We start from the raw sequence: 13,942 nt of genomic DNA, 5'->3' as shown, positions 1-13,942 counted from the left end.
ATACCCGTAGCTTAAACTCGGTCGGGTAGACACTATGACAGGTAACATGACGATGCAGACGCGCAGTGCAAAGCGCGAGCAAACCCGCATCTATGCCACGGTGCATTATTTCAACCAATCCGTTGCCGGGCGCGTCGTCGACCTGTCGGCAACAGGTATCGCCATTGAATTGCAGGGGCCATTTACGGCATCCAAAGGCAGCCGGGTGAAAATCCAGAGTGACGATCTGGGTTTCATCGAGGGTGAAGTACAGTGGCATCACATGAACCGGCTGGGTGTTCAATTAAAAATGTCCACCAACACGCTGGCGCAGGTTTCGTCTTATTTCCGGTTCTTCCATCAGGAGGTCAAGCCGACCCTCGCCCGCTAGTTGCACAAAGACATTATGCACATTTAAAAATTTCGGGAAAAAGACGTTTCGTCATTTTCCTGATGCACTCATCTGAGAATGGCCTTAGGCTGGTTTCAGGTCAGCCCAAGATCATATCAAGGAGTTCCCATGTCTTCGTCGCTGTTCGCGCTTCATCCCATCACACGGAGGTCGCTACTGGGAGGTATAGCTGCCTCCTCCGCGCTCGTCATGCTGCACCCGTTTGCAGCGCGTGCGCAGGGTAATCAGGCTCATCTGCGCATTATGGAAACCACGGATATTCACGTCCATGTGTTCCCGTATGACTATTATGCCGACAAGCCGAATGACACGATGGGCCTTGCACGTACGGCCACGATCATGGATTCGATCCGTGCCGAAGCTGGCAACTCCATGCTGGTCGACAATGGTGACTTCCTGCAGGGCAATCCGCTTGGCGACTTTATCGCCTATGAGCGTGGTATGAAGGCCGGCGACAAGCACCCTGTCATCAACGCCATGAATGTTCTGGGTTACGATTGTGGCACGCTGGGCAACCACGAGTTCAACTACGGCCTGGACTACATGTCCAACACACTGGCGGGTGCCAATTTCCCTTATGTCTGTGCCAACGTGACCAAAGGTCAGCTGGCCAGCGACCCGAAGCAGGATGATCTGTTCTTCAAGCCCTATGTCATTCTTGAAAAGAAGATCAAGGATGGTGCTGGCAAGGAAAGCCCGATCAAGATTGGCATTATCGGTTTCGTTCCACCGCAGATCATGCAGTGGGATGCCAAGAACCTTGAAGGCAAGGCGCAGACCCGTGATATCGTGGAAGCTGCCAAGGCCTGGGTTCCTGCCATGAAGGAAGAAGGCGCCGACATCATCATCGCGCTGTCGCACTCCGGTATTGACGGTAAGGGCCAGACCGAGCGCATGGAAAATGCGTCACTCTATCTGGCTGGCGTTGAAGGCATTGATGCCATCTTCACCGGTCACCAGCATCTGGTCTTTCCCGGCCCCAAGACCTGGGACGGCATTGAAGGCGTTGACCCCGTCAAGGGAACGCTGATGGGCAAGCCAACCGTCATGGGCGGCTTCTGGGGTTCGCATCTGGGCCTGATCGACCTGCTGCTTGAAAAAGACGGCAAGGCATGGAAGATCGTCGACTTCACAACGGAAGCGCGCCCGATCTACCATCGCGATGACAAACGCAAGATCGTTGCGGATGTCGAAAGCAAACAGGCGGTTCTGGACGCCGTAAAAGCCGACCATGAAGCGACACTTGATTATGTGCGCCGTCCGGTTGGCAAGACCTCTGCTCCGCTCTACTCCTATTTCGCACTGGTTGCGGATGATCCATCTGTGCAGATCGTTTCCAATGCGCAGACCTGGTACATCAAAGACATGCTGAAAGAGACGGAATACAAGGATTATCCGGTTCTTTCCGCAGCCGCGCCGTTCAAGGCTGGCGGTCGTGGTGGTGCAGAATATTATACGGATGTTGCAGCGGGTGATATCGCCATCAAAAATGTGGCCGATCTCTACCTCTATCCTAATACGGTGCAGGCCGTGCTGATTACCGGTGCGCAGGTCAAGAACTGGCTGGAAATGTCTGCGGGCATGTTCAACACGGTTGAAGTGGGCTCCAAGGACGCTCCGCTGCTCAACCCGGAATTCCCGTCCTATAATTACGACGTCATTGACGGCGTGACCTACCAGATCGATGTCTCGAAACCCGCAAAATACGACAAGGATGGCAAGGCGGTAACGCCTGAAAGCAATCGTATCGTCAACCTGCAGTTCAACGGCAAGCCCATCGATCCCGAGCAGAAGTTCGTGGTTGCGACCAACAACTACCGCGCCAGCGGCGGCGGCAAGTTCCCTGACATCGCCACAGACAAGATCATCTTCGAGGCACCGGATACCAACCGCGATGTGATCGTGCGTTACATCGTTGACCAGGGAACAATCAACCCTGAGGCTGATGCCAACTGGTCGTTTGCGCCTGTTGCCAACACCACCGCAACGTTCGAAACCGGCCCTAAGGGCCGTCAGTATGCGGACCACGTGAAAGGCGCAAAGATCGAAGAAGCCGGCGACGGCGCAGAAGGTTTTGCGAAGTTCCGCCTGATCCTCTGATTAAGGTGAGTGCATAAAACAAAAGAGGCAGAGCAATTGATGTTGCTCTGCCTTTTTATTTGCGCGGTTTCCTGAGGAAACGCCTTTCCTTGGGGGCAGCGCCTATTCGGCAGCCACCACCCTGACTGCCGGTTTTGTGCGGCTGATCATCTTGGTGAAATCCTGATGGTTGAGGCACATGCCAAGCCGCTGGCGGAACGCTTCCACCATCCAACTTGAGGCAGGCCCAAGAGGGGTCGAGACCTTGCGCATGGCATAAAGCGGGTACTCGCCCTGCTCATAGGCCTCAAGCTGCAGGTGGACCAAACGACCGGCGGCCAGATCATCCTGCAAAACGGAGGCCGGCAAGCCGCCCCAGCCCAGGCCACCAAGAATGAGGTTGTGTTTGGTGGCAATGTCGCTGACACGCCATATTTTGTAGGACAGCACATTGAACTGGCGGCTGCCCGTCAGGCCCGACGCATCAGTGACAACCAACTGCACCTCGTCGCGCACATCCGCCAAGGTCAGTGGACGGCCCAACAACACAAGCGGGTGGTTCGGCGCTGCCACTGGCAGCATGAAAGAATGTCCGACCTTTTCCGAGAAGATATCGTCCTGCGGCTTGATGGCCGCGCCGCCAAGGCCGATCGTCGCCTGCCCGTTGGCCACCATGTCGGTGACCATTCCCAGTTCGCCGACATTGAGGCGCAGCGAAACGGAGGGGTATTCATCCCGAAACTCACGCAAGACTTCGACAACAGCACGATTCGGTACCATGGTGCTGATGGCAACCGAAACTTCGGCCTCCAAGCCCTGACGCAAGCCTTTGGCGCGGGCCCGCATGACCTGAAGATCGGAGACGATACGCCGGGCGTCCTCGATCATCGCCTTGCCCGCATCGGTCAGTTTTGGCTGGCGAACGCCATTGCGTTCGAACAGGTTGACCTCCAGTTGCGCTTCAAGATTGGCAATGGTGTAGCTGATAACCGACTGGGCGCGGTTCAGGGCACGCGAAGCTGCTGAAAAGCTTCCGGTTTCTGCCACCGTCAAAAACACCTGCAATTGGTCGAGTGTTGGATTGGCGTCCATGTCTTATCCATTTCATCGATAATTCAAATCTATATTATCACAGTTTTTTCGATGGCTCCATTCAACAATATATGGCTCAAACAGAACGGTTCTCCCTGCCCGCTCTGACCTCCCAAGGCTTATTCGAAGGAAATGACATGTCTAATATTCTGCTGATCACATCGAGCCCACGTGGCGAAGATTCCGTTTCCAACAAGGTTGCGACAGACCTGGCTGAAAAGCTGAAGGCACAGTCCGGCAACAACATCGTGCGCCGCGACCTGGCTGCCGAGCCAATCCCGCACCTTGATACCGTGACCACCAACGCTATCCGTAAGCCTGCTGAAGCCCGTTCGCAGGAAGAGGCTGTTGCTGCCGATTTCTCCGACAAGCTGGTTGCAGAGCTGATGGCTGCTGACACCGTCGTTATCGGCACCGGCCTCATCAACTTCAACATCTATTCCGGCCTGAAGTCCTGGATCGACAACGTTGCACGTGCTGGCCAGACCTTCCGTTACACAGAAAGCGGCCCTGTTGGCCTGGCAACCGGCAAGAAGGTTTATGTCGTTCTCGCTGCTGCTGGCGTTTACTCCGAAGGCCCAGCCGTTTCCATGAACCACGCTGTTCCCTACCTGAAGACCGTTCTTGGTTTCATGGGCATGACCGACGTTGAAGTTGTTTACGTTGAAGGCTTGGCTTTCGGCCCTGAAGCCGTTGAAAAGGCACTCTCCTCTGCTCACGCAAAGGTTGAAGAACTGGCAAAGGCTGCCTGATAATTTTGTGAGCGCTTGCTTGCCTGATTGGTTCAGCGGAGCGCTCCAAATCTTTCTTTTGAAAGATATTCAGTCCTGCAAGACTTCATAACGGCCGCGAACCTGATCGCGGCCGTTATTTTTTGCCTCATAGAGACGTACGTCAGCCTGGGCGAGCAGCGTGTTGAAACTCAAGCCATCTTCCTGCGAGGTTGCAACACCAATACTGAGTGTCAGCAAGGTGCCATCGGGGCGCCTGACCCCTTCATAAAAACTGCTTTGGACGGAACGGGCAAAGGCCATGGCCTTGTCGTGATTGGTCGATGGCAGGAAGATAACGAACTCCTCCCCGCCAAACCGGTACAGCCGGCCGAATGCCTCCGTCTTGCGTGACAGAACGGCGGCGACGGCCTTCAACACCTCGTCGCCTTTCAGGTGACCAAAGCTGTCATTGATCGATTTGAACCGGTCGATATCAATAATCAGCAGGCTGGCAGGGGTATCGTCGCGCAGGCTGGCATCCAACGCCTTTGGAATTTCCGCTTCCATGCGGGCCCGGTCGGGCACACCTGTCAGCACATCCACACCGGACCGCGACAGCAGATCTTCATACCGTTCGCGAAAGGTCAGGTCGTTGAACACGTCGCCGACATTGCGGTTGTTGCTGGCAAAGGCCCTTGTGGTCGTGACATTCTGATAGACCGCAAACATCATCGTATAGAGGCAGACTGCCAGCAGCTTGGCCTGCCATCCGTCAAAGAACACCTGCGCCGGAGCATCATAGAGATAGTATAAACCGGCGTAAAAACCGGCCTGATCGAACGTCAGTATAACGGCACCACAGATAGCAAAGCGCAACACAATGCGACGGCGCAGAAAGGTCCCAAGCTTTTCGTACAGCAGAATGATGCCAATGGAATCGAGGTAGAGGAATGCTGTTCCCCACACCATCAGGATGCCCATTTCATCGAGAAAACCGGTGTTGATCGGCTGACCCGGTGTCAGGGTGGAAACATGATGGAATTTTACGAGCTGGGCGATGGCAACGGTCAGCAGGTTACCGAGAAACAGGCCATAGATCGGCTGACGAACAATGGCGGCATCTTCCTTCATGTACAGCATGAGGATCATCATCAGCTTGCCGGCAAACAGGATGGAAGACCCTGGAGATGCCACGCCAAACGGCAGCTGGATGTAAAACACCGCTGCCAGATAGGTTTCCATGAAGTGCATGACACCAAGCGCTGTCAAAAACACCCCAAGCCCCAGCTTGTTGCGAAAATGCAGGAAGCAGGTCATGACGGAGAAATAAAAGACGGCCTCGACGAGGAAAAGCGCCAGATTAATGAATTCCATCGCCAGCCATCCTGAGAACTGTTCAGCCAGTTCGTGTTACGCAAACATCGCGCCCGCGCAGCCTAACGCAGGATGGCAAACGGATTATTAAGATGGAATTTGAGGGCATTTACGCTTTGAGATGCCTAGTTGTTTGAAAACAGGGTGGCACCGCTCTGGTCGATAATTACCTTGGCCTTGCGAATGGTGAATTCGTTGGCATCATCAAGCGATGTGAAGACATCGGCGCGCACGAATTTGTGGCTCAAAACTTCACCATTGACGGTTTTCTCGATACGGCCTGCAAGGCGAAACTGTGCGCCTTCCTTCAACGGTGTCGGATAGATGGCGAAGTCGCCATAGATTTCCGGTTCAGCAGTAGATGCAGCAGGTGCTGCAGCATCCGAATTGCCCGAACCAAACGCCGAAAAGAGTTTCGAGAAGAAGCCAGCCATATGTCTTTCACTTTCGCAGCAATTGTGCAGACGGCGAGCCTTCGTCGCCTGCACAGATGTTTCGTCAGATAATCAGGTTCGCGAGTATATCGTTTTCAGTGATATCCTCATAGCCTAGGCCCGCCTGCTCAAAACGCTCGAGCAGACCGGTAAAGTTTTCCCGCGAACTGGTTTCGATACCAATCAGGATCGAACCAAAGTTACGCGCCGACTTCTTGAGATATTCGAAACGGGCAACGTCATCGTCCGGTCCCAGCAAATCCAGGAAGTCACGCAGGGCACCCGGGCGCTGTGGCAGGCGAAGAATGAAATACTTCTTCACACCACGATAGCGCATGGCGCGTTCCTTGACGTCAGGCAGGCGCTCGAAGTCGAAGTTGCCACCGGACACGACAGCAACCACTGTCTTGCCTTCCAGCTTTTCACGACCCAGCGTTTCCAGTGCCGTAATGGAGAGCGCACCGGCAGGCTCGAGAACCACACCTTCAACGTTCAACATTTCGGAAATGGTGACGCAGATGGCGTTTTCCGGCATCAGGTGAACCTGTTCGGACGGGAAATGCTTCAATGCTTCGAAGTTGAGGTCGCCGATACGGGCAACGGCTGCACCATCCACAAAGTTGTCTACCTTGTTGAGCGTAATCGGCTGGCCGGCCTCAAGGCTTTTCTTGAGGCTTGGCGCACCTTCCGGCTCGGTAAACAGGAAGCCGCTCTGCGGGATCAGGTCAGCGAAATAACCGGTGATGCCGGCAGCAAGGCCGCCGCCGCCAACGGGAAGTACAACCAGATCCGGCACGGTGCCCTCAGGCAGCTGCTGAAGGATTTCATCGGCAACAGTCGCCTGCCCTTCAATGATGTCTTCATGGTCGAATGGCGGCACCATGCAGCCACCGATCACTTCGACATGCTCACGGGCGGCCGCATAGCACTGGTCAAAGATATCGCCGATCAGACGAATGGTGATGAACTCGCCACCAAAGGCGCGGGTCTTGTCGATTTTCTGTTGCGGTGTGGTAACCGGCATGAACACCACGCCCTGAACGCCGAAATGGCGGCAGGCAAAAGCAAAGCCTTGCGCGTGGTTACCCGCGGAAGCGCAAACGAATATCTTGTTGTTCCCCGCGTCATCATTCTGCATGGCCTTGCGCAGAAAGTTGAACGCGCCTCTAATCTTGTAGGAGCGAACAGGCGTCAGGTCTTCACGCTTGAGCCAAATTCGGGCGCCGTAGCGATTGCTAAGATATTCATTCAGTTGCAGCGGCGTTTCAGGAAATAGTGCCCTTACCGCCTGCCGTGCTTCCTCGACATGCTTCTTATCCACGATTATCGTTCCATTGAAATTCACGATGGCACCCGCTATGCCATATGCGAACGTCAGAGACAAAGACTCTTTGCAAAACAACCAACCGAGGCGACTTTTTTGAATACAAATCTGCTGCGCTCGGTGATGTATGTCGCGTCCATTTTCGGGCTTTACATGGCCACTGCCATGTTCATTCCGGCCATGGCGGATCTCTATTATAAAAATAACGACTGGTCGGTGTTTGCCCTGTCCGGCTTCATGTGCGGCGGCTTCTTCCTCGCCTGCGCGCTGGCAACCCGTGGACAGACACCACAATTCAACAAACGTTTCGGCTTTCTGCTGGTTAACGTGTTGTGGTTGGTTTTCTCCCTGGTCGGTGCGATCCCTTTTTATCTCTCCGAACTGGACCTGACCTTTGCTCAGGCGGTATTTGAATCCGTTTCTGCCATCACCACCACTGGCTCCACCGTCATTTCCGGTCTGGACACAGCACCACAGGGCATCTTGATGTGGCGTTCGCTGCTGTGCTGGCTCGGTGGTATCGGTATCGTGGCGCTTGGGCTGTTCATCCTGCCGCTGCTGCGGGTTGGTGGCATGACCTTCTTTCGCATGGAATCATCCGATACCGGCAATGATCGGCCCTTTGCGCGCCTCGCGCATTTTACGCGGGCGTTTGTCGGCATCTACATGCTGATGACGCTGACCTGCACGATTGCCTATGACATGGCCGGCATGAGCCATTTTGATGCGCTAAACCACGCCATGTCGACAGTGGCAACCGGTGGTTTCTCGACACATGATGCGTCCTTTGCCTATTTCGACAGTATCGCCCTGTTGTGGATCGCAACGATCTTTCTGGTTCTCGGCAGCCTGCCCTTCTCGATCATGATTTTGCTGGCCGTCAAACGACGTCTGAACATTGTGCGCGATCCGCAGATTGCGGTGTTTCTCGGTTACCTCACGGTCATTTCCATCGCGGTTGGCGTTTATCACCACCTGCGCAACGGTGTGCCGCTGGATTCGGCGCTCAGCCATTCCTTCTTCAACGTCACCTCGATCCTCTCCACCGGCGGCTTTGCCAGCGACGACTACACGCTGTGGGGACCGTTTGTGGTGGTAGTTGCCTTCTTTGCCACCTTCATGGGCGGCTGCTCAGGCTCGACCGCTGGTGGCATCAAGGCCTATCGATTCGTCATCATCTTTAACGTTGCCAAAACCGGCCTGAAAAAGCTGATCTACCCCAATGCGGTCTATTCGGTGCGGTATGGCGATCAGGTGGTTGACCCTGAAACCATTCGCACCGTGTTCCTGTTCCTCAGCTGCTTTATAGCTCTGTGGATCGGTGGCAGCCTGGCGCTCAGCGCCATGGGCTATGACTTCCTAACCGCAACCTCTGCCGTTGCCACATCACTCGCCAATGTCGGCCCCGGTATCGGCCCGATCATCGGACCGGTTGGCAACTTCTCGACCATCACCGACCCTGCCCTTTACGTGCTGTCAGCCATGATGCTGATGGGCCGTTTGGAAATCCTGACAGTGCTGGTGATCATGATGCCGATTTTCTGGAAGAACTGACGGGCGGCATCCGCCCAACAATGGCTTTGATAAACTCAGCCTCGCGCAATAGTTGGCTTTTACGCATAAGCTCAACCAATTCGTTTCCAGAGGCTGTTATTGATGTCGTCTCGTCTCACACTCTGCGTCACAAGCCTTGTTTTGTTGGCAGTGAACGCAAGTTCATCTTTTGCGCTTAGGCCCTGCCCTCCGCAAGACGAACGTCTTGCCAATGCAAAAACTGTCATTGAAGCACGGGTGAAATCTTTTTCGATCAGCCCATCAGGCTTGTTGTTTCAGGAAGGTTTTCCCGCGCAGATTATTAAAGCCAGTCTCGAGGTCGAGCGCGTTATCAGAGGCGAACTGAAAGAAAAGAAGTCGTAGTATACGGGTTTGGGTACCCTCCATCGCCGTTCAGAGAACTTGCTATCATGGCTCTCTTTTACTCTCCCCAAACAGCAGAAACACTTGAAACGGAGGATATTAAAGACACGTTTGAGTGGGAGCTTGAACAGTCAGACCTCGTTGACTCGCAAGTGGCCTATTACGGCATGAACGGGTGCAACTATTACAAGTTTCCTGACTTCGCGACGCCACAGGACGATGATTGAAGTCATGGAGTGTCGAAAGGAAAGTAGGAGAGTATGACCGAAATCAAGCGGTCATTGGTGCAGACGGCGGGACTTGAACCCGCAAGACCGAGGTCGGCAGATTTTAAGTCTGCTGCGTATACCGATTTCGCCACGTCTGCTTGCGGCTTCATCTACACAGCCACACGCATTCTGGTCAACTCCTGCTTTTCAGCACCATGACTGATTTTTTGCATTGGCCGGAAGTGCCAGCCCTTCCCGGATCAGCTGCTCTCCGAAGGAGGCGCCGGAACGGCTGATAACCTTGCCATCTGCCGCCCCTGGGGCAACATCGAATGCGCCGTGATTCAGCATGTCGCGCAGCCTAACCTTGGCAGCAAAGCCCCGCTGGCGCTCATTCAGGCAGCGGGCATTGTCAGTCTGCGGCACAACGATACCAGCGATTCGCACCTTGGTGCCCTTCAACCAGAAGGTATCGCCGCTGGCCACACAGTTGTTGAGACCTGACATGCCACAAAAAGCGAAGGATGCCTTTGCAGCCTTCTGGATATCCTTGCTGTCTTCAGACTTGACCTCGGCTGGCCGAGACGCTGGCACAGTCGCGTTGAGGGCAACCGGCATCGGAACGGCCCGTGGCGGCACAGGTCCGTCATTAGCAGCCTGCTTCTGTACCTTGGTAACCGGGCTTTCCGGTCTCACAGGCTTTGGCGGAATAGCCGCAGTCTTGAAAGAAGAGACGTCCTTTTTCGGCGCAGCGCCGGTCTGGCTGGCCTTTGTCGTGCGGGTTGACGACGGCAGAAGATTGTCACGATGTTCGTAAACCTGAATTCCGCCCACGACGAGCGCGCAGACACCGAGCAAAGGCCACAGGCTCTGTCCGGATTGCTTTTTTGCCGGCTTACGGCGGGTTCTGCTTTTTGTGCTGCTCACGCGAAACACCCCTTTTTGTCCGATTCGCATTGTCGGCAAAAGGGGTTTCCAAAAGGTTGGCAAATGGCATTATGCCAACCGAGTTGCTGATTTCAGCTGCTTTTTTCTGTTGAGAACAGAATGGAAACTGGTGTCAGCGAACCTGATCCAGCAAGCGCTTGCATTCCAGAAGGTCAAAAAGCGCCTCCTGAAGCAGCGCCTGGTCATCCTTGGTGATGCTGGACTTGCCGATCGAGATTTCCGGCGTATCGCTGTTGGTCGAACCACCGCCAAAGCCAAAAAAACGGCCACTTGGCTTTGCCTTGGGACGGCCGACAACTTCATCATCGTCAGGATGTGCAACGCGCGGTTCGGCAGTTTCCTTCTCGCCGCTTGCAGCCATGATGGCTTCCATCGTCGCCATATCGCCGGAAGCAATGGCAGCAACAAAACGGTTGCCGTTGGCTTTCAGAAGCTTCTGCACACCCTTGATGGTGTAGCCATGATCATACAGCAGATGGCGGATGCCCTTGAGCAGGTCCACATCATCAGGCCGATAATAACGGCGGCCACCGCCGCGTTTCATTGGTTTGATTTGCGGAAACCGTGTCTCCCAGAAACGCAATACGTGCTGCGGCAGATCAAGGTCGTCAGCCACCTCACTAATGGTTCTAAAGGCGTCAGGGCTCTTGTCCAAACTTCACTCCATCCAAACCGCCCAAACGGCATATACAGGGCTCACAACGCTCAACAGAATGGCGAGTGCCTGAGCCAAGCTCACAGATTGCCGACAACAGAATCAGCAATAGAGCAGCATGTTGAAAACATGTGTGGGATTATGATGTGAGTCGTACTTATTTCAATGGCTTGAAGCGCATAATTCATGCGTTTTCACAATAAGAATGCGCAATGGGAGCCAAGCTCCCATTTATGTCGTCACAAAAATCTTCAGTTACCGGGATTTTGCGGCTTCTGTTTTGCTTTTCTGGAGGCATGTGCCTTGAGAATGCGCTGCTTCAAAACGTTGGACGCCTTGAAGGTCATGACGCGACGCGGAGAGATAGGAACTTCTTCACCGGTCTTTGGATTGCGACCGATACGTTCGTTCTTTTCACGGATCTGGAACGTGGCGAAGGACGAAAGTTTTACGACTTCCCCGCGGGTGATCGCATTACAAATTTCATCGATAACCGTTTCGACCAGCTCTGCGGATTCCGTACGGGATAACCCGACCTTTCGAAAAACCGACTCTGCAAGATCTGCACGCGTAACTGTCTTCCCGGCCATTTTTCCCCGCACAAAAATTTATATGGTCTCAATGAAGCCGCCAGAGATTATTTCTCTAAAGACGACCGGTCAAGCGGTTGTTTTTGAATCTGTTTTATCTCTTCGAAACGACGTCTAAGGGTATAATTGCAAGGCGAAGAAATTACAACGCCTTGCAAGCATCTTACCAGCGCAGCAATACCGCGCCCCAGGTGAAACCGCCACCCATGGCTTCGAGCATGACGAGGTCGCCCTTCTTGATACGTCCGTCACCGGCGGCAACGGCAAGTGCCAGCGGAATGGACGCCGCAGAGGTGTTGCCGTGCTGGTCAACGGTGATGACCACCTTCTCCAGCGGAATACCCAACTTCTTGGCGGATCCGTCGATAATGCGCTTGTTGGCCTGGTGTGGGACCAGCCAGTCGAGATCGTCAGCCGTCGTGCCGGTGGCATCGAATGCAGCCTCGATAACGTCAGTAATCATGCCAACGGCGTGTTTGAAGACTTCACGGCCTTCCATGCGCAGATGGCCGACTGTACCTGTCGAAGACGGGCCACCATCCACATAGAGCTTGTCCTTGTGTGTGCCGTCGGAGCGAAGCTGCGATGCAAGAATGCCGCGATCGGAGGTTTTACCCTCGCCCTCGCCTGCTTCCAGCACAACGGCACCGGCGCCATCACCGAACAAAACGCAGGTGGTGCGGTCTTTCCAGTCGAGAATACGCGAGAAGGTTTCCGCGCCGATCACCAGAACGCGCTTTGCCATGCCGCCGCGGATATAGGCATCCGCCGTGGTCATCGCATACACGAAGCCGGAACAGACAGCCTGCACGTCAAAGGCAAAACCGCCTGATATGCCCAGGCGGTTCTGGATGTTGACGGCGGTGGCCGGAAACGTGTTGTCGGGCGTAGAGGTCGCCACGATGATCATGTCGATCTGGTCGGCCTCAATGCCGGCATTGGCAAGTGCTGCACGGGCAGCTGCTTCACCCAGCGATGCGGTGGTTTCACCCTCGCCTGCAATGTAGCGCTGGCGGATACCGGTGCGCTGTACGATCCACTCATCGGTGGTTTCGACAACGCCTTCGATTTCCTGGTTGGTCATGACACGTTTTGGAAGTGCCGCCCCGAAACCGCGAACGATTGAACGGATCATTTTATTATTCCTCATCATCCACGGTCGCTTCGGGGCCAGGTGGCGGCAAGCGTCTCGCGTGGTAAATCTTGAGATCGTTTTCTATCTTGGCGTTCAGTCCGTTATGGACCATGTCATAACCGACATCGATAGCAGACGCGAAACCGAGAGCGTCGGTACTCCCGTGGCTTTTAATGACAATGCCGTTCAGGCCAAGAAACACGCCGCCATTGACCTTGCGCGGGTCCATCTTCTCACGCAGCACATCAAAAGCACTCTTTGCCAGCACATAGCCAATCTTGGCGATGAAGCTGCGCGAAATCGCTTCCTTCAACAATGTCGAAATCTGGCGTGCAGTTCCCTCAGCGGTCTTCAGGGCAATATTGCCGGTGAAACCTTCGGTCACCACCACGTCGACGGTACCCTTTCCGATGTCATTGCCTTCAACGAAACCACGATAATCGATCGTACCGAGGTCTGCCTCGCGAATAAGGCGTCCTGCTTCGCGTACCTCGTCCTGACCTTTGACCTCTTCAACGCCAACATTGAGAAGACCAACGGTCGGACGGTCAATATCAAACAGCGCGCGCGCCATGGCGCCGCCCATCAGGGCAAAATCGAGCAACTGCTGCGAATCCGCACCAATCGTTGCACCAACGTCCAGTACGATGCTTTCGCCTTTCAGGGTTGGCCAGATGCCAGCAATCGCAGGCCGTTCAATACGCGCCATGGTGCGCAGGCAGAATTTCGCCATGGCCATCAGTGCACCGGTATTGCCGGCAGAAACGACAACATCCGCCTCGCCTGCCTTCACCGCTTCAATGGACTGCCACATGCTGGAGACGTAACGTCCGCGCCGCAAGGCCTGACTTGGCTTCTCATCCATAGCGACAGAAACTTCGCAATGATGGAAAACAGACCGCTCGCGCAGTTTGGGATATTGCGCCAAAATCGGTTCACACCGTTCCTTCTGGCCATACAATATAAATGTCACGTCATTGTGCCGCTCCAGTGCCTTTGCGGCACCTGGAATGGCAACATCAGGGCCGAAATCACCACCCATGACGTCAATTGAAATTCTGATCACTCGTCACTGATCCTT

The 13,942-nt window shown here is 54.6% G+C and carries 15 protein-coding genes and 1 tRNA gene; 6 read left to right on the top strand and 10 right to left on the bottom strand.

Annotation, left to right across the window (positions count from 1 at the left end; translation table 11 throughout):
- The first annotated feature begins 34 nt into the window (after window positions 1-34).
- Both PYL13_RS06975 and PYL13_RS06970 read left to right on the top strand, forming a co-directional pair.
- Entirely contained in the window at window positions 35-370 is a 336-nt protein-coding gene (locus PYL13_RS06975; RefSeq protein ID WP_192487509.1) for a PilZ domain-containing protein, read from the top strand.
- 129 nt (window positions 371-499) lie between these two features.
- Window positions 500-2,491 carry a bifunctional 2',3'-cyclic-nucleotide 2'-phosphodiesterase/3'-nucleotidase gene (locus tag PYL13_RS06970; protein WP_259145328.1) on the top strand — a complete coding sequence of 664 codons (1,992 nt, stop codon included), beginning with the start codon at window positions 500-502 and terminating at the stop codon, window positions 2,489-2,491.
- 102 nt (window positions 2,492-2,593) lie between these two features.
- Here the strand turns inward: PYL13_RS06970 and PYL13_RS06965 are convergent, their stop codons facing one another.
- On the bottom strand, window positions 2,594-3,562 hold the full coding sequence (locus tag PYL13_RS06965; RefSeq protein WP_275640835.1) for a LysR family transcriptional regulator: 969 nt from the start codon (window positions 3,560-3,562) through the stop codon (window positions 2,594-2,596).
- A gap of 137 nt (window positions 3,563-3,699) precedes the next feature.
- Here PYL13_RS06965 and PYL13_RS06960 point away from each other — a divergent pair, with 137 nt between their 5' ends.
- Window positions 3,700-4,314: an FMN-dependent NADH-azoreductase gene (locus PYL13_RS06960; protein ID WP_275640834.1), complete on the top strand. Its 615-nt coding sequence runs from the start codon at window positions 3,700-3,702 to the stop codon at window positions 4,312-4,314.
- A 69-nt stretch (window positions 4,315-4,383) separates the two neighbouring features.
- Here the strand turns inward: PYL13_RS06960 and PYL13_RS06955 are convergent, their stop codons facing one another.
- The 3 genes from PYL13_RS06955 to ilvA form a co-directional block, all read right to left on the bottom strand.
- Entirely contained in the window at window positions 4,384-5,649 is a 1,266-nt protein-coding gene (locus tag PYL13_RS06955; protein ID WP_259145332.1) for a GGDEF domain-containing protein, read from the bottom strand.
- 125 nt (window positions 5,650-5,774) lie between these two features.
- Window positions 5,775-6,083 (bottom strand): HlyU family transcriptional regulator, encoded by a 309-nt coding sequence (locus PYL13_RS06950; RefSeq protein ID WP_250982896.1) that lies wholly within the window; start codon window positions 6,081-6,083, stop codon window positions 5,775-5,777.
- A gap of 64 nt (window positions 6,084-6,147) precedes the next feature.
- Window positions 6,148-7,428 (bottom strand): threonine ammonia-lyase, encoded by a 1,281-nt coding sequence (gene ilvA, locus PYL13_RS06945; protein ID WP_405049380.1) that lies wholly within the window; start codon window positions 7,426-7,428, stop codon window positions 6,148-6,150.
- A 75-nt stretch (window positions 7,429-7,503) separates the two neighbouring features.
- Here ilvA and PYL13_RS06940 point away from each other — a divergent pair, with 75 nt between their 5' ends.
- The 3 genes from PYL13_RS06940 (at window position 7,504) to PYL13_RS06930 (ending at window position 9,551) form a co-directional block, all read left to right on the top strand.
- Entirely contained in the window at window positions 7,504-8,961 is a 1,458-nt protein-coding gene (locus tag PYL13_RS06940; RefSeq protein ID WP_250982897.1) for a TrkH family potassium uptake protein, read from the top strand.
- Window positions 8,962-9,063: 102 nt separating this feature from the next.
- Window positions 9,064-9,324, top strand: coding sequence for a hypothetical protein (locus tag PYL13_RS06935; protein WP_275640833.1), 261 nt, complete (start codon window positions 9,064-9,066; stop codon window positions 9,322-9,324).
- Window positions 9,325-9,371: 47 nt separating this feature from the next.
- The gene (locus PYL13_RS06930) at window positions 9,372-9,551 is read left to right on the top strand and encodes a hypothetical protein (RefSeq protein WP_275640832.1); all 180 of its coding nucleotides are present in this window, start codon (window positions 9,372-9,374) and stop codon (window positions 9,549-9,551) included.
- A gap of 55 nt (window positions 9,552-9,606) precedes the next feature.
- On the opposite strand, the gene PYL13_RS06925 is transcribed toward PYL13_RS06930, so the two are convergent.
- The 6 genes from PYL13_RS06925 to plsX form a co-directional block, all read right to left on the bottom strand.
- Window positions 9,607-9,691: transfer RNA gene (locus tag PYL13_RS06925), tRNA-Leu, on the bottom strand.
- 49 nt (window positions 9,692-9,740) lie between these two features.
- Complete coding sequence (locus PYL13_RS06920) at window positions 9,741-10,460, bottom strand: thermonuclease family protein (RefSeq protein ID WP_275640831.1); 720 nt, start codon at window positions 10,458-10,460, stop codon at window positions 9,741-9,743.
- A 133-nt stretch (window positions 10,461-10,593) separates the two neighbouring features.
- Window positions 10,594-11,136, bottom strand: coding sequence for a MerR family transcriptional regulator (locus PYL13_RS06915; RefSeq protein WP_250982900.1), 543 nt, complete (start codon window positions 11,134-11,136; stop codon window positions 10,594-10,596).
- A 251-nt stretch (window positions 11,137-11,387) separates the two neighbouring features.
- Entirely contained in the window at window positions 11,388-11,726 is a 339-nt protein-coding gene (locus PYL13_RS06910) for an integration host factor subunit alpha (RefSeq protein ID WP_192487499.1), read from the bottom strand.
- A gap of 163 nt (window positions 11,727-11,889) precedes the next feature.
- Window positions 11,890-12,861 (bottom strand): beta-ketoacyl-ACP synthase III, encoded by a 972-nt coding sequence (locus PYL13_RS06905; protein ID WP_192487498.1) that lies wholly within the window; start codon window positions 12,859-12,861, stop codon window positions 11,890-11,892.
- Between the two features lie 4 nt (window positions 12,862-12,865).
- Complete coding sequence (gene plsX / locus PYL13_RS06900; RefSeq protein ID WP_192487497.1) at window positions 12,866-13,927, bottom strand: phosphate acyltransferase PlsX; 1,062 nt, start codon at window positions 13,925-13,927, stop codon at window positions 12,866-12,868.
- Window positions 13,928-13,942: the final 15 nt, after the last annotated feature.

Source organism: Agrobacterium sp. Azo12, assembly GCF_029193765.2.
Taxonomy (GTDB): Bacteria; Pseudomonadota; Alphaproteobacteria; order Rhizobiales; family Rhizobiaceae; genus Agrobacterium.
Note: the sequence above shows the minus strand (reverse complement) of the source record. Positions and strands in the feature narration are given on the sequence as shown.